The sequence below is a fragment of the Janthinobacterium sp. SUN026 genome (assembly GCF_030397625.1).
GTDB classification, from domain to species: Bacteria; Pseudomonadota; Gammaproteobacteria; order Burkholderiales; family Burkholderiaceae_D; genus Janthinobacterium; species Janthinobacterium kumbetense.
The window spans coordinates 649,870-667,394 of the sequence record NZ_JAPQNU010000001.1 but is presented as its reverse complement, the minus strand read 5'-3'; the positions used below and the strand labels follow the sequence as shown (position 1 = coordinate 667,394).

At 65.6% G+C, this 17,525-nt stretch carries 13 protein-coding genes; 8 read left to right on the top strand and 5 right to left on the bottom strand.

The annotated features are described in order from the left end of the window. The first annotated feature begins 107 nt into the window (after positions 1-107). The 4 genes from OX459_RS03050 (at position 108) to OX459_RS03035 (ending at position 6,909) form a co-directional block, all read left to right on the top strand. Positions 108-944 carry a phasin family protein gene (locus tag OX459_RS03050; protein ID WP_289903782.1) on the top strand — a complete coding sequence of 279 codons (837 nt, stop codon included), beginning with the start codon at positions 108-110 and terminating at the stop codon, positions 942-944. A 165-nt stretch (positions 945-1,109) separates the two neighbouring features. Next, positions 1,110-2,861: an ATP-binding cassette domain-containing protein gene (locus OX459_RS03045; RefSeq protein ID WP_289903781.1), complete on the top strand. Its 1,752-nt coding sequence runs from the start codon at positions 1,110-1,112 to the stop codon at positions 2,859-2,861. Beyond that, positions 2,851-4,659, top strand: coding sequence for an ABC transporter transmembrane domain-containing protein (locus OX459_RS03040; RefSeq protein ID WP_289903780.1), 1,809 nt, complete (start codon positions 2,851-2,853; stop codon positions 4,657-4,659). Before OX459_RS03045 ends, OX459_RS03040 begins: the two co-directional genes overlap by 11 nt. Positions 4,660-4,779: 120 nt before the next feature. Beyond that, the gene (locus tag OX459_RS03035) at positions 4,780-6,909 is read left to right on the top strand and encodes a GGDEF domain-containing protein (RefSeq protein ID WP_289903779.1); all 2,130 of its coding nucleotides are present in this window, start codon (positions 4,780-4,782) and stop codon (positions 6,907-6,909) included. A gap of 57 nt (positions 6,910-6,966) precedes the next feature. Here the strand turns inward: OX459_RS03035 and OX459_RS03030 are convergent, their stop codons facing one another. Together OX459_RS03030 and OX459_RS03025 are read right to left on the bottom strand one after the other, a co-directional pair. Further along, positions 6,967-7,296, bottom strand: a complete 330-nt coding sequence (locus OX459_RS03030; protein WP_289903778.1) for a hypothetical protein — start codon at positions 7,294-7,296, stop codon at positions 6,967-6,969. Between the two features lie 137 nt (positions 7,297-7,433). After that, positions 7,434-8,708, bottom strand: a complete 1,275-nt coding sequence (locus OX459_RS03025; RefSeq protein WP_289904810.1) for a cytochrome c peroxidase — start codon at positions 8,706-8,708, stop codon at positions 7,434-7,436. Positions 8,709-8,874: 166 nt separating this feature from the next. Here OX459_RS03025 and acpA point away from each other — a divergent pair, with 166 nt between their 5' ends. Next, positions 8,875-10,995, top strand: coding sequence for an acid phosphatase (gene acpA, locus OX459_RS03020; protein WP_289903777.1), 2,121 nt, complete (start codon positions 8,875-8,877; stop codon positions 10,993-10,995). A gap of 65 nt (positions 10,996-11,060) precedes the next feature. On the opposite strand, the gene OX459_RS03015 is transcribed toward acpA, so the two are convergent. Further along, on the bottom strand, positions 11,061-11,978 hold the full coding sequence (locus OX459_RS03015; RefSeq protein WP_289903776.1) for a hypothetical protein: 918 nt from the start codon (positions 11,976-11,978) through the stop codon (positions 11,061-11,063). 168 nt (positions 11,979-12,146) lie between these two features. Here OX459_RS03015 and OX459_RS03010 point away from each other — a divergent pair, with 168 nt between their 5' ends. Continuing rightward, positions 12,147-13,022, top strand: coding sequence for a hypothetical protein (locus OX459_RS03010; protein ID WP_289903775.1), 876 nt, complete (start codon positions 12,147-12,149; stop codon positions 13,020-13,022). Then, positions 13,019-14,521 (top strand): hypothetical protein, encoded by a 1,503-nt coding sequence (locus OX459_RS03005; protein WP_289903774.1) that lies wholly within the window; start codon positions 13,019-13,021, stop codon positions 14,519-14,521. Before OX459_RS03010 ends, OX459_RS03005 begins: the two co-directional genes overlap by 4 nt. Positions 14,522-14,712: 191 nt before the next feature. On the opposite strand, the gene OX459_RS03000 is transcribed toward OX459_RS03005, so the two are convergent. Next, a complete protein-coding gene (locus OX459_RS03000; protein ID WP_077408133.1) occupies positions 14,713-15,132 on the bottom strand; it encodes a hypothetical protein in 420 nt (139 codons plus the stop codon). Positions 15,133-15,437: 305 nt separating this feature from the next. On the opposite strand from OX459_RS03000, the gene OX459_RS02995 reads away from it, so the two are divergent. Next, positions 15,438-16,508, top strand: a complete 1,071-nt coding sequence (locus OX459_RS02995) for a hypothetical protein (RefSeq protein ID WP_289903773.1) — start codon at positions 15,438-15,440, stop codon at positions 16,506-16,508. Here OX459_RS02995 and OX459_RS02990 read toward each other — a convergent pair. Continuing rightward, a complete protein-coding gene (locus tag OX459_RS02990) occupies positions 16,505-17,464 on the bottom strand; it encodes a LysR family transcriptional regulator (protein ID WP_289903772.1) in 960 nt (319 codons plus the stop codon). The two genes, OX459_RS02995 and OX459_RS02990, sit on opposite strands and share 4 nt — an antisense overlap. Between the last annotated feature and the right edge of the window lie 61 nt (positions 17,465-17,525).

Sequence of the window (17,525 nt, the reverse complement as noted above, 5' to 3'; positions counted from 1 at the left end):
TGATCAGCTTTTAGCGCGCTACCCACTTTACAAAACGCGGCCAACTCTGGTTTTCGGGATTTTGCAGAGCGTTTTGCCAGCATTTTAATCCGTACAAAGGAGTAAATATGTTTCCGCTTCCTGAACAATTTTCCAGCGCCGCCAAGTCGCAACTGGAAAACCAGCTGCAAATCTTCAGCACCCTCACCAGCAAAGTCTTTGAAAGCGCCGAGAAAATCATCGCCCTGAACTTGAACGCAGGCAAGGCCGCCCTGTCGCACACGGCGGAAACGGCGCAGCACCTGCTGGAAACGCAGGACCCGCGCGACTTCTTCAGCTATAGCACCAGCCAGGCCCAGCCGAACATCGAAAGCGTGCTGGCCTACAGCCGCCAGCTGTTCGGCATCGCCTCGAGCACCCAGGCTGAATTGCTGGCCTCGGCCAAGGCCCGCCTCGATGCCGTCGCCCCTGCCATCGCTCCCGCGCCTGCCGCAGCCAAGCCAGCGCTGGCCGCCGTACCTGCGCCTGCAGCGGCACCTGCCCCCGTTGTCGCCAAGCCTGCCGACGTGGCCAAGCCTGCCGCCAAGGCAGCACCAGCCCCCGCACCAGTCGCCGCGCCGGCAGCCAAACCGGAAGCGGCGCCTGCCAAGGTTGCCGAAAAGATTGCCGACAAGCCTGCCGTGAAAGCGGTCGAAGCCAAGCCGGCAGCCAAGCCTGAAGCGGCCAAGCCCGCACCGGCGCCCGTCGCCGCGCCAGCGAAAGCCGCCGCGCCAGCACCGGCCAAGCCGGCCGCAAAACCATTTCCTACGAGCAAGCCGGCCAGCGCCGCCGGCAAGACCGTGGCCAAGGCCGTCGTGAAGCACGCCCCTGCGCCAGCCGCCAAGCCGGCAGCCAAGGTTGTGCCCAAGGGCACGCCATCGAAACAGCTCGACATGCTGGGCGGCAAAGGCAGCGGTCGCAAGTAAGCCTCGCGCACGGCACTGATGCAGCAAAACAACGGGCTACGGCCCGTTTTTTGCGTGCCCGCCCACAGCGCGCTTTTCCGCCTTGTTGTATCCTACGCGTACTTTCCGTCCGCGTGCCCGTCCTTCCGCCCCGCGACACCCCATTATTCAAAACAAAAGGTACCCATGAGTTTATCGAGGCTCATCGCCGGCTTCGTGCGCCAGCATTGGCCGGCGTATGCCGCCGCTGCCGTCATGCTGACAGGCGTGGCAACACTGACCGTCTGGATCCCGCGCCGCGTGGGCGCCATCATCGACGCCCTGGCCGCGCACCGCATGACGGCGGCCGAACTGTGGCTTGAGCTGCTGACCCTGCTCGCCGTGGGCGTCGTCATCTACTTCCTGCGCGTGGGCTGGCGCATCACCCTGTTCAAGGCCGCCTACCAGCTGGGCGTGATGCTGCGCACGCGCTTCTACACGCGCATGTCGCAGCAAGGCGCGTCGTTCTACCAGAACCAGCGCACGGGCGACCTGATGGCGCTGGCGACCAACGACATCGACGCCATCGAAATGGCCGCCGGCGAAGCCATGCTGGCCGGCTTCGACGGCACCTTGACCCTGCTGATGGTGCTGGGCATCATGCTGCTGGGCGTGGACTGGCGCCTGGCCTGCATCGCCTTGCTGCCCTTTCCGCTGATGGGACTGGCCTTCTGGCGCATTTCCAGCCATATCCATACGGCGTCGACGGATTCGCTGAAGCGCTTTTCGGCGCTGAACGACCATGTGCAGGAATCGCTGTCGGGCGTGCGCACCCTGCGCGCGCTGGGCCTGGAAGAGCGCAGCAGCAAGCAGTTTTCCACCCTGGCCGGCCACGCGGCCAACGCCAGCCTGACGGCGCAGCGCTGGGAAGCGGCGTACGAACCGGCCGTCGGCCTGACCCTGACGGCCGCCACGGCGCTGACCCTGGGCCTGGGCGGCTACCTCGTGTGGCAAGACCAGCTGACCATCGGCGCGCTGACGAGCTTTTCCATGTACCTGGGCCAGCTGATCTGGCCCATGTTCGCCGCCGGCTGGGTACTCTCGCTGATCGAACGGGGTCGCGCCGCCTGGCAGCGCCTGCAGCCGATGCTCGATGCGCCGCTGGCCATCGACGACCACGGCAGCATCGCTACGCTCACGCCCGGCCCCCTGCAATTGCAGGACGTCGGCTTTGCCTACGCAGGCCAGACGGCGCCCGCGCTGTCCGGCATCTCGCTGCGCCTGCAGCCGGGCCAGACCCTGGGTCTGGTGGGCCCCACGGGCAGCGGCAAATCGACCCTGCTGCGCGTGCTGCTGCGCCAGGTCACGCCGCAATCGGGCACGGCCACGTGGAATGGCCAGCCGCTGGACGCCTACACCCTGCATGCGCTGCGCGCTGCCATCAGCTGGGTGCCGCAGGAATCGTTCCTGTTTTCCGCCACCATCGCCGACAATATCGCCCTGGCCCGTCCCGGCGCCACGCGCGAGGAAGTGGAACGGGCGGCGCAGCTGGCCGATATCCATGCGGACATCTTGCAATTCCCAGACGGCTACCAGACCCACGTGGGCGAAAAAGGCATCACCCTGTCGGGCGGCCAGCGCCAGCGCGTGGCGATTGCCCGGGCTCTCCTGGCCGACAACGGCTTGCTGCTGCTCGACGATGCGCTGTCCGCCGTCGACACGGGCACGGAAACGCGCATCCTGCAGCACCTGGAAGAATTGCGCGCGCGCCGCCCCGAGCGTAGCGCCATCATCGCCAGCCACCGCCTGAGCGCCGTCGTCAACGCCGACCTGATTTTGGTGCTGCGCGACGGCCACGTGACGGAAACGGGCAACCACGACGCGCTGATGCAGCGCGACGGCTGGTATGCCAGCCAGTGGCGCTATCAACAACTGGAGGCCAGCCTCGATGCCATCTAAGAACGACCACGCCACCACCGCCACGCAATCCGTGCGCCGCCAGGCCGCGCAAGCCATCGGCCTGCTGCGTCGCGCCGCCGCGCCCGACCTGCGCCACCTGTACTGGGCCACGTTCTGGCTGATCCTCGCCGCAGCCCTGGAAGTGACGGGGCCAATCCTGGGCAAGGCCCTGATCGACCAGCATCTGCTGCCGCGCAACCTGGACTGGACGCGCATGTCCCTGCTGCTGGGTGGCTGCCTGCTGACGGGCTGGGTCGCTTCCGGCCTGCGCTACCTGCAGCTGGTGCGCCTGTCCGGCCTGGCCATGCGCTCGGTGCAGCGCCTGCGCGAAACCGTGTACCAGCACGTGCTGCGCCTGCCGATGAGTTTTTTCGACCGCGCCATCACGGGCCAGCTGGTCAGCCGCGTCACCAACGACACGGAAGCCGTGAAATCGCTGTACGTGCAAGTGCTGTTCGTCATCCTCGACAGCTCCATCGTGCTGGTCGGCACCATGGCCGCCATGGCCTTCCTCGACTGGCGGCTGATGCTGATCGTGCTGGCCCTGCTGCCGGCCGTGCTGGTCATCGTCTTCCTGTACCAGCGCTGGAGCGCGCCGGCCGTCACGCGCGCGCGCGCCCTGCGCAGCGAAATCAACGGACAGATCGCCGAATCGATCGGCGGCATGAGCGTGCTGCAGGCGAATAACGCGGAAAAGCGCTTCGGCGCGCGCTTCACGGGCATCAACCAGGACCATTACACGGCGCGCATGCAGGAATTGCGCGCCAACGCCTGGCTGCTGCGCCCCGCGCTCGACATGCTCAACATCGTGCTGCTGGCCGTCGTCATCTTCAGCTTCGGCCGGCGCGAGATGGGCGCCGTCGAAGTGGGCGTGCTGTACGCGTTCATCAGCTACATCGCGCGCGTGATCGAACCCTTGATCCAGATCACCATGCAATTCAGTCAATTGCAACAATCTGTGGTGGCCACGGCGCGCGTCTCGGCCCTGCTGGACGAAGCGCAGGCGCTGGAGCACGCGCAGGGAAGGGAAGCACCGGCCCGGCGGCAGGCGAAAGCGGGCGTCGACCTGCCCGCCGTGGACATTTCCCGCCTGACGTTCGCCTACGTGGAAAACCAGCCCGTGCTGCACGACCTGTCGCTGACCATCCCGCAAGGCGCCTTCTTCGGCATCGTCGGCCACACGGGCAGCGGCAAGTCGACCCTGCTCTCCTTGCTGCTGCGCTTCTACCCCGTCACACAGGGCAGCATCGCCATCAACGGCGTCGCCCTCGACAGCATCGACAACGAGCATTTCCGCGCCGACGTGGGCCTTGTGCCGCAAGACCCCTTCCTGCTGGCCGCCTCGGCGCGCGAAAACATCGACATGGGCCGCGGCTACACGCAGCAGCAGATCGAGACGGCCGCGCGCGCCGCGCATGCGCACGACTTCATCGCCGCGCTGGAGCATGGCTACGACACGCCGCTGGGCGAAGGCGGCTCGCGCCTGTCGTCCGGGCAGAAGCAGCTGATCGCGATTGCCCGCGCGCTGGCCGGCCAGCCGCGCATCTTGCTGCTGGACGAAGCGACGTCGCGCATCGATAGCCAGACGGAGCAGATCGTGCAGCTGGCCCTCAACGAGTTGCGCGGCAAGGTGACCATCATCGCCATCGCCCACCGCCTGTCGACCATCCGCGAAGCCGACCGGATCATCGTCCTGAATCACGGCCGCATCACGGAAGCGGGGCCGCACGACGCCCTGATGCAGATCGAAGGCGGCCTGTACCAGCGCCTGTACCTGCTGCAGCAGCTGGCGCAGTAAGGGGGCCTTGTCAATGCCTGCCGTGTGCACTTTCGCAAATTTCTGCGCACCGCATGATATTTCTTGATTGCAACAGAATATAATCTGTTCAAGACAGGTGGTCATTGCGGGAGCGGGACGTTGGCAGGCAGACAGAGACGGGCATCATGGCGAAAGGCGCATTGGCTGCTGGTACTGGCCTGCCTGCTGCCGCCCGCCGTCCACGCCCAGGCCCAGGCCGGCAACCTGGAGCAGCAGATTGCCGCCGTGCGCGAAGATGGCCGCTTCGTGCCCGCGCGCGCCCTGCAACGCCTGCAAGAGGTGGAAACGCAGGCGCGCAACGCCCCCCTGCCCGTGCGCGCGGAATTCCTGACCCAGCTGAGCACCGTCCGCATGCGCCTGGGGCAGAACGACCTCGCCATGCAGCTGGCCGAGGAGCTGATCGCCTACGCCCGCGCCAACAAGAACGACGTGGCGCTGGCGAAAGGCGTGCTCTGCAAGGCCTACATCACGTTTGCCCTGAACGAACGCCGCGCCTCGCACCTGCTGGCCTTCGAAGCGGAACGCATCGCCAACCGCACGGACGACTTGCCCGTGCGCGTGCAGGCGACCATCAGCGCGGGCCAGTCGTGGGCCGAGGAAGGCAATTTCCCGTTTGCGCTGGCCAAGCTGCAGGCGGCCGTCGACCTGGCGCGCCAGAGCAACTCCCCCACCAGCCTGGCCGCCGCCCTGAATGCCCTCACCCTGCTGTACACGCAGATGCGCGAATACGACAAGGGCTTCGCGGTGCTCGATGAATTGCTGGCCGTATCCGGCACCCTGGCGTCGCCGGGCCGCATGGCGCAGGCGAAGAATACGGAATACGGGCTGGCGCTCGACGCGCAGCAGCCGCAGCGGGGCCAGCGCGCCCTGCTGGCGGCCCTGGCGCTGGAACGCCAGCTGGACGCGCGCGGCATGGTGGCCGTTACCCTCGTCAACCTGTCGGACAGCTACCTGAAGGAAGGCGACTACGTGCGCGCGCTGCGCTATGCGAATGAAGCCATCACGGCGGGGCGCCTGGTCAACAATGAACAGGTGGAAGCGACGGCGCGCCTGAACATCGGCCAGGCGCTGATCGGCCAGGGACGCCTGCAGGAAGGCAAGCAAAGCGTGGCCACGGGCCTGGCCTACTACGAACGCACGGCCAACCAGCCGGACATGCAGGCCGTGCTGCTGGAATACGGCACGGCGCTGGAAAAGGCGGGCGACCTGCGCGGCGCCGTGACGGCCTACCACCGCGAGCGGGGCATCTCGAATAAGTTGTTCGAGAAACAACGGCAAAAAGCCGTATATGAGCTGCAAGAAAAGTATGAGGCGGAAAAGAAACAGCGCCAGATCGAGCTGCTGAGCCGCGAAAATCAGCTCAAGAGCACGGAAATCGACAACCGCCGCCTGCAGCAGCGCGTGTGGTGGCTGCTGGCGCTGGTACTGGCCATGGCGTCCGCCATCGTTGGCTTGCTGTACCGCAAGGTGCGCCACGCGAACGTGCAACTGAAGGTGAAAAACCAGGAACTCAAGCGCCAAAGTTCGCGCGACCCGCTGACGGCCCTGTACAACCGCCGCCATTTCCAGGAATTCATGCGCAGCCATGCGGGCAAGCCGCAGCCGGCCTACGGCGGCGCCGATGTCGTGGGCGCGCTGTTCCTGCTCGATGTCGACCATTTCAAGCACATCAACGACCGTTACGGCCATGCCGCGGGCGACCTGGTGCTGACGACGATCGCCGAAACCTTGCACGACGTATTGCGCGAAACGGACATGATCGTGCGCTGGGGCGGCGAGGAATTCCTTGCCTTCCTGCCGGCCGTCGCGCGCGACGGGCTCGACGATATCGCGCGGCGCATCCTCAACGGCATGGCGGCGCAGGTCATCCACTACCAGGGGCAGGCCATCCAGGTGCACGTCTCCGTGGGCTTTGCGCCCTATCCGCTGGCGCCGCTGGGACGCCCGCTCACGTGGGAACGCAGCGTCAACCTGATCGACATGGCCTTGTACCTGGCCAAGGCGCACGGGCGCAACCGGGCGTATGGCTTGCGCGGTTTTCAGCAGGTGGAAAGAACGACCCTGGAAGCGGTGGAGCAAGACCTGGAACGCGCGTGGCGCGACGGCTTTGTCGATTTGAGCGTGGTGCTGGGGGGAACGGACGGAAGCGATACTGCCGCTGCAGGCGCGGCGACGCGGGGCAGCCAGGCTGGCGCCAGCGATGGCGTGACCGCAGCCGCCGTCACCTGACGACCGCTGCGGGGAGCGGACCGGCCGTGGCCGGCCCTGGCGATGTTATCGCGATGATTACTTGTGCGCGGCGTCCTGCATCTTTTCGCCCGCTTTTTCCACTTTCTTGCCGACGGCGTCGGCCGCTTCGCTCATTTTCTTGTCGGCGTCAGCGGCGACCTGGTCCATCTTGGCACCCGTATCGGCAGCGGCCTGGCTCACGGCAGTGTCAGCCTTGGCAGCGGCGGCCTTGATGTCGGCTTCAGCCTTGGCAGCGGCCGCATCGATCTTCTGGCCAGCCTGTTCCGCAGGGCCTGCGGCGACATCGCTCTTCTTCTGGCAGGCAGCCAGTGCCACGACCATCATCCCGGCGGCGCACACGGTCATCCAATTTTTGCTTACTTTCATGATATTCCCTTTCATTGTTATCAAAAGACACAGATCAGTTCGCAATATACACCTGCCTAAAATTTTCTAGCGTGCGCTAACGCACATAAAAACACGCTTTTGTGGCGTAGTTGTAAGCAATGGTATCTTGATATTTTTTAGCCATGTTTTCCCTGCGCAGGACCGGGCGCCCGATAGCCATCCGTCAGAGTGTGCAGGAAGGCGATCACGTCGGCGATCTCCGCCGCGTTCAGGGCGGGCGCCTGGCCCGGCTGGCGGTCGAACGGCGCTTCCACGTTCACGTTCGCTTCCATTCCCGGCGGCATATCGTTGTATTTTCGCACCTTGCCGTTCTTATCCTTTGGATACCACTTTTGCGGCGCCGTATCGCGCTGCACGTAAAAACGCAGCACCTGCTCCAGGCTGGTAAAGCTGCCGTTGTGGAAAAACACCTTGCGCAGGGCGACGTTGCGCAGGGACGGCGTCTTGAAGCTGCCGCAATATTCCTTGTGCTGCGTCAAGTCGGTGCGGTCCGGGCCGCACAATCCCAGGTCAAAGAACGCCGGGTCCGCATTGACCGGCAGCTTGCCGTTGCGCGGCACGCCGATATTGATCAAGCCGTAATCCGTAAATTGCGGGAAGGCGCCGCCGGCACTCACCTGGCTGATATGGCAGGACGCGCAATTGCCCTTGCGTTCATCGTTGAACAGGGCCAGGCCGCGCGCTTCCTGCGGGCTCAAAGCGGCCTGCTTGCGCAGCACGGCGTCGTACTTGCTCGTGTAGGGGTAGAAGTTGGCCGGGCTTTCCTGGAACACTTCCAGCGACATCAGCGCCCAGCGCAGCGCCTGGCCCGGCTGTTCGAAAATATCCGCGCCATACGTCTGGCGGAACTGCGCCGCCAGCGGGCCGGCCCGCAGCTTGGCGACGACGGCGGCCCCGTCGCGGTTACCCATCTCGCGCGGCGACAGCAACGGCGCCAGCGCCTGCTCATGGCCGGACTGGGCACGGCCATCCCAGTTGCGCCCGCCTGTGGGACCCGCGTCGACGCTGTCGTCGCCATCGTCGTCGTGATAGTGCTCGCTGAAGGCGGGCGCCGTCTGCAGGTAACGCAGCGAGGGCGCCGCGCGCGTGCCCGCATCCTTCAATTCCGGGCCGCCCAGCTGCACCGCCAGCCCGTTCGGCGGGCCGTACGCATGCTCAGGACTGTGGCAGCTGGCGCAGGCCAGCTTGCCCGACACGGACAGGCCGGGCTCGAAAAACATGGCGCGGCCCATGGCCGTCATTGCCGCCACCGATGGCTGGCGCTTCAAGCTCGGTGCGTAGGCCGCGGCCAGGTAGGCGGGCGCGGGGGCTGCCTGGGCTTCCGGCGGCGGCGCGGGCTGGCAGGCGGACAGCATGCACATGGCAAGCAGCAGAGGGGGTATCGTTTTCATCATGGGCTGGCAGCGTAGCAACGGCATGTGACAACTGCGTGACAAAACCCTGCAAAACCTCATGTATCAAGTTCGTACATTACGTCATGTAACAGGCGCTGACATGTCACGCAGCTGACATATTGCCTGCCTAGCATGCGACGTTTTCCACCCAGAAGGCATGAACATGAACTTGCACGCAAAACCCTCCCTGCGGCCCCTGCCGTTGTTACTGTCGCTGGGCCTGGCCGCCTGCGGCAGCGACTATGCGATCACCCCCAGCACCCAAGGCCAGGTGATCGGCAGCTACTATGAAAACGCCCAGGTGTGCCTGGAAAGCGCCACCGCCAAGCTGACGTGCGACAGCGCCTCCGCCACCGTGCGCACGGCCGCCGACGGCAGCTACACGCTGGACGGCCAGGGCGCCGTGCTGGCGACCATCGGCACGGACGCCATCCGCCATGAAGCCATCGGCGACAGCGGCAGCAAGGTGACGCAAAAACTGCTGCTGCGCGCTCCCGCCGGCCACAGCGCGTTTGTGAGCGCCCTGTCGACGGAACTGGCGCAAGTCATGGATGGCAACGGCGGCGACTTTGCGGCCGCCAGCAGCAAGCTGGCCGCGCGCCTGGGCGTGTCGGAAGCGGGCCTGGCGTCCGACTTCAACAAGGCCAGCGGCGACGAGCTGGCGAAACTGAAGGCGGAAAACGCCAGCGTGACGGCCTTGATCGCCAGCGCCAGCACGCAAGCGGTGCCCGCCGATGCGCTGGCCGCCCTGAACGGCGCCCTGGCGCTGAACAATATCCAGACCATCGTCGTCATCTACGCGGAAAACCGCGGCTTCGACAATCTGTACGGCCTGTTCCCGGGGGCGAATGGCGTGCCGGGCGTCAACCCTACGTCAAGCTCCGCCTACGTGCCGCAGAAGGACATCGACGGCAGCACCCTGCCCGTGCTGCCGCCCACCTGGGGCGGCATGACGGCGGCCGGCCAGAGCACCGTCATCACCCAGGCGCAATCGGCCAACCTGCCGAACAAACCGTTCCAGATCGACGACGCCGCCAGCCCCCTGTACCTGCCGCAATCGGTGATCACGCGCGACCTCGTGCACCGCTTCTACAACAACCAGATGCAGATCAACGGCGGCGCCAACGACAAGTTTACGGCCTATTCCGATGCGGGCGGTTTGAGCATGGGCTATTACGACGGCAGCAAGATGCAGCTGTGGGACATCGCCAAACAATATGCGCTGGCCGACAACCTGTTCATCGGTGCCTTCGGCGGCTCCTTCCTCACGCACCAGTACCTGATCTGCGCCTGCGCGCCCACCTACCCGAACGCGGACACCTCGGTGGCCAAGGGTTCGATCGCCAAGATCGACGTCGATGCCAAGGGCAACTTCCTGCGCCTGACGCCGTCCGCCACGGCGCCGGGCACCGTGCTGAACGGCGCGCCTGCGTATGCCAATGACGGCGCGCTGACGCCGGCCGACAGCACGGGCATGTTCTATGCCGTCAACACCATGCAGCCGCCGTTCCAGCCCAGCAGCAACGCCCCGGCGTCCGGCGACAGCAGCAAGCTGTATGCGGACACGGGCAAGGCCACCACCCTGCCGCAGCAGACACAGACGAATATCGGTGATTTGCTTTCAGGCAAGAACATCGACTGGGCCTGGTATGCGGGCGCCTGGAAAGACACGACGGCCCTGGCGACGGCCAGCGCGCGCGCCGGCAGCTTCCCGAATCCGCCGAACTTCCAGTTCCACCACCAGCCGTTCAATTACTTTGCGAACATGGACCCCGTGAAGGCGCCCGCCTACCGCGCCGCCCACCTGCGCGACTTCGACAGCCAGTTCCTCAGCGACGCGGGCGCCGGCAAGCTGCCGCCCGTGACCTTCTACAAGCCGCAGGGCAACTTGAACCAGCACGCGGGCTATGCCAGCGTGGCCGACGGCGACGCGCACATCGCCAGCGTCATCGCCCAGTTGAAGAAAAGTCCGCAGTGGAAGAACATGCTGGTCATCGTCACCTACGATGAAAACGGCGGCTTTTACGATCACGCGGCGCCGCCGAAGGGCGACCGCTGGGGTCCCGGCACGCGCGTGCCCGCCATCCTCGTCTCGCCGTATGTGAAAAAGGGTTTAGTTGATCATACGCAATACGATTCGGCTTCCATCCTGCGCGCCATCACGCACCGTTTTGCGTTACCCGTGCTCGATGGCCTGAGCACGCGCGACAAGGCGCTGGTGGCCAACGGCGGCAAGCCGATGGGCGACTTCAGCGCGGCGCTGGCGCTGGTGCCGCAAGAGTAATCGCGCTCGCCGACAGGCGCGACGCCCGCACGGCCTGGCCGCGGCGGGCGTTTTTCATGCTGGGGTTATTGGCCCGCTCCCGGGGCCGCATCGAGCAGCGAACGCTCGAGCAATTGCGACAACGCCGTGCGCAGCGTCTGCGTGCGCGCCGCCAGTTCCGGCCGTTTGTAGCGCTCGGCGGCGATCAGGCTGTTTTCCAGGCAAACCCGGTCCGAACGCGCCAGGCAGGCGTCGGCCAGGTCGAGCTGGGCGCTGGCCAGCGCCACTTTCACCTTGGCATCGAGTTCCAGGGTGTCGGGATCGTCGCCCCAGCGTTTCACGTAGGCGGCCAGGCGCGTGGCGGCCAGATCCGGCTTGCCCCCATCGAGGGCCTGGCTGACGCTGTCTTGCAGCGCCGTCCAGGCCTGTGCCCGCTGCTGTTGCCTGTCGCAGGCGGCGGCGGACTTGGTGATGCTTGCCTGCAAACGTTTCAGGTGCGCGGCGGGCGCCTTGGCGCTTTTCAGCACGGCCAGCGCGCTGCGCGCCCCGTCCAGGTCGCACTGCGCCGCCAGCGCCGTGGCGGCCTCGACCTGTTCCGCCACGCTGGCTGGCTTGTCGGCGGGCTTGTTGAAGAACCAGATGCCGGTCAATACCACTGCCGCCGCGATCCACGTGCGCAAGCGCACGGGCGGGCGCGGTGGCGGCACCGAACCCTTGACGACCGGTTTCGCGGGCGGCGCCTTGGCCGGCGCGGCAGGCGCTGGCGGGACGGGCTTGGGCGCGGGCACGGACTGCGGCGCGGGCTGCGGCATGGGAGCAGGCGTGGGAGGCGCGTCGGGTACGGGCGGCGGCATGCGCGGCACCGGCGGCGGCGCCACGGCTTTCTCCAGGACAGGCGCTTGCGCTATCTGGCGCGCGCCGCAAAACGGGCAATGCGCCACGCGCAGCGGCAAGGTCCGGCCGCAAGCGGCGTTGATGCAAACGTCATTCACTGTTTCAAGCACATTCCAACCTTTTCCTGGAGTCATTCCACTGCGTTCTGCCGCAATATTACCTTACGCAAGCACGGCAACGGCGCAACGGCGCCGTGTTTCATGGCCTTGATACCGATCAAAAAGCATCCGCCGCAGCGGTCTAAGCTACCAGCAGCGGCCAAGGACAAGGAGAACGCCATGCCAGCCCACCTGATCATCGAGGACGGCCAACCCTGGTGGTGGGACAGCGCCGATATCTGGGTCGTGCCGGGCAATGATCCGAATGGCCCGCCCGGCGCGCCCATCGCCGGCACCAGCAATTACCTGTGGGGCCGCGTGCACAACACGGGCAACAGCGCCTCGAACGGCGTGCGCGTGGACTTTTACTGGGCCGACCCTTCCGGCCAGATCGCCGTCGGCGCCGCCACGCAGATCGGCTCCGCGTTTGCCGACTTGCCGCCGGGCGCCACGCAGGAAGTGCTGTGCCTGGTGCCCTGGGTGCCCGTCATCGTCAATGGCGGCCACGAATGCCTGCTGGCCGTGGCCCACGGCGCGGGCGACATCAACCCGCTGCCCGATCCCCTGCCCAACGGCTTTCCTTTCCAGCCCACCCTGCACGAACAGATCGCCCAGCGCAATGTCACCGCGGTGCTGGCGGCGCGGCGCGCGCAATCGCTGTCCATCGCGGTGGCGGCCCTGCCCCGCGCAACGAAAAAAGTGGAATTGCAGATTGAGCAGGGCGGCGAGCTGCCGGAACACCTGCTGGCCACCCTGGGCCTCGAGCGCTGGCAGCCGGCCAGGGACGCCCGCCTGATAGCGGGCCTGGCGCGCACGCCCCACTGCAATGGCGATGCGCCCGGCGAGCAAAAGCTGGCGCTGGAAGTGCCACGCGGCCAGGCGCAGGCCGCGTACCTGAGCGTGCGCGCCGAAGCCTTGCCGCCGCGCCAGTATGCGCTGCTGCGCGTACTCGAAACCCAGGAAGGCAAGCTCATGGGCGGCATCACGTATATCGTCACCGATCTCGAGAAAGAGCAAGCGCAAGAGCAGCAAAGCCCCGAGGAGCAAGCATCATGAGCGATACCCCCCTGCAGGTGCTGACGCGGCCGTTTGCGATCGAGCCCGTCACCAATATCATGCTGCCCGATGGCATCTTCGACAATGCCATCTATGGCTTGCGCATCGCCGCCCACGTCACCAATATGTCCAGCAGCGCCCTGAACAATGTCACCGTGTACCTGGAAAGCGTGGGCGACCCCGGCATCGCGCCCGTGGCGCGCACCTTCCTCTTTGCCAGCATTCCCGCCGGCGCGGCCATGCTGGTGATGTGGGATGCCGACTTCCAGCATGCGGCGCCCGGCAAGCGCCTGGTCAGCTTTGTCGCCAAGGCGGACGGCTACACGCCGCACCGCTCGATCCAGCAAATCTTCGTCTCGCAGACGCGCTTCGACAGCGCCACCAACACGTACACGTGCACGGTCGAGGAAGGCACCTTGGAACTGTCCAAGCCGCAAGGCCACCTGCCGGGCAAGCGCTGGGGCAGCACGGGCACGGATGGGAAGGAGTGCCGCTGCCCGCCCGGCCTGGGACCGATCGTGCCGACCGGCATGACCCTCGTCTGGACGCCGACCCCCGCCTACGCGGGCACGCATGGCGAGCTGCCGTTTTCCGACCCGTGGTGGAAGATACTCGCCATCATCATCGCCATCATCGCCGCGCTGGTGGCCATCATTTCAGCCGCGCTCGGTTCCGGCAAGGCCAGCTTCAGCGTGGGCGGCACCTTCGAGGAAACCGATCCCAGCGTCGACTGCTGCTCGCTGGAAGGCGCCGGCTCGGGCCAGCCCGAATTCACGGTGGCGGGCGTGGCCTCGGCCATCGCCTCGGGCGCCGTCGCCGTCGCCTGCTCCGATATTGCGGACCCGTTCTGGCGTGGCCAGGAAGCAACACCACCGGCCGCCGGCGAACTGACCCTGGCCGAGCGCGTGGTGGCGAACTGGGTGCTGCCGGAAGCGCCAAATGCGGGCCTGCCCTACACGGCCGACATCAGCTGGCAGTACGAGCGTTTCACCACGGGCGCCACCTACCAGCATGCCGTGAACGAAACGCAGGTCAACATCCACCTGGCGGGGCCCGTGGAAACGGATACGCCCGCCGTCGTGCAAGCCTACGAACCGCTGTGGCTGCGCGCCAGCTTCAAGCGCGACAATGGCAATGTCTTCCGCGGTACAGAGCTGTATGCCTTCGTGCTGTTCCAGGCGCCGCAGGGACTGTATTTCGTCGAATCGCTGACCGACGACGGCCTGGGCTTCGATCCGGGCGCCAACGACGGCGTTTACGCAGGCAGCCTGGACCTGAAGCGCGCTTACCGCACCTTGTTGCAATATGATCAAAAGGTCTACGGCACCTGGCGCGTCTTCGTTTTCGCCCAGGACGTCAACCTGACCAAGCCCGGCACGCCGCCCGAAATCGCAGCCCAGCACATCGGCGGCATGTTCGTCGCCAGCGCCATCGAAATCACCTTCGACGACACCCTGCCCTGCCCGCTCAAGGCGCAGGCGAATATCGTCGTGGTGTAGCGATAAGCGAGGTCAGGCGTAGGTCGCGCAGGTCGGATTAGCGCCAGCAGCGCCATTGGATACTCATGCGCGCAGACCAGGAGCCGCTGAGAAAATGCCCAGGGCCAGGTGCCGCCCCGGAGACAGTACTTCAGTACAGCGAGGTAAATGCAGGGCTGGCAACAACGCCCAGGGCGTTGTATCAGCCGCTCTTAAACTTTAACGCTTTCAGGTTTCGCTATCACCGTACGCGGAATGATATCCGTTGCCGGGCAAGTTTCCATCGCATCCGAATACGCGAGCCAGCGCTGCAGGCTTTCCATGCGGCGGATGGTGATGCCCTTGCCATTGATATAACCGATCTGCTCGAAATTGGCAGGGCTGGTGGTCAGTTTCGACACGGTGGGCGCATTGTCGACCAGGCGGTCGTAGGCCTTGCGCGCCTTGTGTTCCCACTTGGCCAGCACGGGATCGTCAAAGCGGTTGCTTTCAAAATACACGGTGATGGTACGGTCGTGGTTGGCAAAGCCGACGATGGCCGCACCCTTGCGTATGGTCAACAGGACATCTTCCTTGACGCCCGTGACGGGAACGAAGACGGCGGCGCGCCCATCCGTATCCGGCCGTTCCATGGGAATATCTTGTCCGATTATGCTCATCACTTCACACTCTTCATCATCGCCTGTTGGCTTGTTGTCCCTGCATCACTGGAAGCGAGCCGCCGTGCGCATGCGTGCGTTTGCCGCTGCGCCGGGCCACTCCCAGACTCGCTGCCATGCCCTGCAATACCATTTATCAAATAATACATTGCCGGAAAGCACTACACAAGTAATCAGGGGCGCGGCATCCGCCTGCCCTCCGCCGGATGGGAAATGGTGTGGCCAGTGGCAATCACCTTATAATGCTGCGATTACTTCACGTCCCCCACCTCCGCACCATGACGCTTCCCGAGAATGACACCAGCCGGCTCGACGCCATCAGCGCCGCCGCCACCGAAGTGGCCGCGCAAAACGTGGCCGACCTGCTGGCCATGGCCATCTGCCACCGCCCCGACGAACCGGCCCTGATCGTCTGCGACAAGCGCAGCTGGCTCAATGTCGTGCTGACGGAAGCGTATCGCCAGGCCTTGCCGGACGCCGCCTTCATCGATTTCGACGACGTCACGCCCGACGCCGTGCTGGCCGCGTTTGCCGAACTGCCGGCCGGCAGTCTCGTCGTGCTGATCCAGTCGACCAGCTTCCGCCTGGAAGCGTTCCGCATCCGCATCGAGCTGTTCAAGCGGGGTCTGAAGGTCATCGAGCACGTGCACCTGTCGCGCATGCCCGGCGTGCAGGGCCTGCATTACATCGCGTCGCTGGCCTACGACCCCGCCTATTACCGCGGCGTGGGCCATGCGCTCAAGGCGCGCATCGACGGCGCCCGCCACGGCATGGTTGACAGCGGCGGCGAGCAGCTGGTCTTCGCTTCCCCGTTCGAATCGGCAAAGCTCAATATCGGCGACTACCGCGGCATGAACAATATCGGCGGCCAGTTCCCCCTGGGCGAGGTGTTTACGGAAGCGCAGGACCTGGAAGCCGTCAATGGCCGCGTGCGCATCTTTGTTTTCGGCGACACGCACTTCATGGTCAACCGCCCCGACACGCCGATCACCCTGATCATCGAAAAGGGGCGCGTGACGGGCACGGAAAACGCCACGCCGGAATTTACCGCCATGCTGGAGATCATCCGCGCGCACGAAGGCGAAGTATGGGTGCGCGAACTGGGCTTCGGCATGAACCGCGCCTTTTCGCGCGAGCAACTGGTCAACGACATCGGCACGTATGAACGCATGTGCGGCATCCATCTGTCGCTGGGCGCCAAGCACGGCGTCTACGCCAAGCCGCAATTCAAGCGCAAGGATGCGCGCTACCACGTCGATATCTTCGCCGTCACGCAAGCCGTTTATCTGGACGACGAGCGCGTGTACGCGGATGGCGCGTGGACGGTGGAACCGGTCGCCTTCAACTAATTAAAAAAACCGGCCGCCGCCAGCTCGCGGTCCCAGGGCGGCACGGGCTGGTATTCGGCCACCAGGAAATCGATCAGCGCGCGCACCTTGGGCGACGGCTGGCGGCTGGCCGGATACAGGGCGCTCAGGTGATTCAGGGGCAGCTCCCAGCCGGACAGCACGGGCACCAGGCTGCCATCGAGCAGGTTGCGCCAGGCCAGGAACGTGGTGCTGTAGACGATGCCGAGTCCCCGCTGCGCCGCCTGGTGCAGCACCAGGCCATTGTTCGCCGTAAAACCCGCCTGCACGCGCACGCTCACCGCCTCTTGCCTGTCTCCCTCGCCGCGCTGGAAATGCCAGTTCGTGCCATCCGTCAGGTGGCTGAAATGCAGGCACTGGTGCTGCAATAGGTCTTGCGGCGTCTGCGGCACGTCCCATTGCGCCAGGTAGGCGGGACTGGCGCACAGCACGGCGCGGCACGGCGCCAGCGGACGCATGGCCAGCGCGCTGCTGTCCGGGATGCCGCCCACGCGGATGGTCAAATCGAAGCCGTGGCGTATCGGGTCGAGCAGCGCATCGTCGACAAACAATTCGGCCTGCACCTGCGGGTGCAGCAAACTGAAACGGGCGACGGCGTCGGCCAGCCACGCGCTGCCGAAACTCGATGGCGCCTGGATGCGCAGCGGCCCGGCCAGCTCCGCCCCGGCTCCCGCCTGCGCCACATGCGCCACCATGCGCGCCGCTTCCTGCGCCTGGCTGACGGTGGCCATGCACGGCGCCAGGTAAGCGCGGCCCGCGTCCGTCAGGCTCACTTCGCGCGTGGAGCGGTGCAGCAGGCGCGCATGCAGGCGCTCTTCCAGCTGCATGATGGTCTTGCTGACCATGGCGCGCGTCAGTCCCAGGCGCTGCCCGGCCACCGTAAAGCTGCGCTGGCGCGCCACTTCGACAAAGATTTCCATCGCTTTTAGTTGATCCATGTCAAAGATTGTCTTCGCTTTGGCGACAATCTGTCAACCGCAGGGCGATTGTTTGCCGCCC

Bases quoted from the DNA above. Each gene is read 5' to 3' on its own strand.
- acpA (WP_289903777.1), top strand. From the start codon at position 8,875: ATGAACTTGCACGCAAAACCCTCCCTGCGGCCCCTGCCGTTGTTACTG.
- OX459_RS03045 (WP_289903781.1), top strand. From the start codon at position 1,110: ATGAGTTTATCGAGGCTCATCGCCGGCTTCGTGCGCCAGCATTGGCCG.
- OX459_RS03000 (WP_077408133.1), bottom strand. From the start codon at position 15,132: ATGGAACGGCCGGATACGGATGGGCGCGCCGCCGTCTTCGTTCCCGTC.
- OX459_RS03005 (WP_289903774.1), top strand. From the start codon at position 13,019: ATGAGCGATACCCCCCTGCAGGTGCTGACGCGGCCGTTTGCGATCGAG.
- OX459_RS03050 (WP_289903782.1), top strand. From the start codon at position 108: ATGTTTCCGCTTCCTGAACAATTTTCCAGCGCCGCCAAGTCGCAACTG.
- OX459_RS03030 (WP_289903778.1), bottom strand. From the start codon at position 7,296: ATGAAAGTAAGCAAAAATTGGATGACCGTGTGCGCCGCCGGGATGATG.
- OX459_RS02995 (WP_289903773.1), top strand. From the start codon at position 15,438: ATGACGCTTCCCGAGAATGACACCAGCCGGCTCGACGCCATCAGCGCC.
- OX459_RS03040 (WP_289903780.1), top strand. From the start codon at position 2,851: ATGCCATCTAAGAACGACCACGCCACCACCGCCACGCAATCCGTGCGC.
- OX459_RS02990 (WP_289903772.1), bottom strand. From the start codon at position 17,464: ATGGATCAACTAAAAGCGATGGAAATCTTTGTCGAAGTGGCGCGCCAG.
- OX459_RS03010 (WP_289903775.1), top strand. From the start codon at position 12,147: ATGCCAGCCCACCTGATCATCGAGGACGGCCAACCCTGGTGGTGGGAC.
- OX459_RS03025 (WP_289904810.1), bottom strand. From the start codon at position 8,708: ATGAAAACGATACCCCCTCTGCTGCTTGCCATGTGCATGCTGTCCGCC.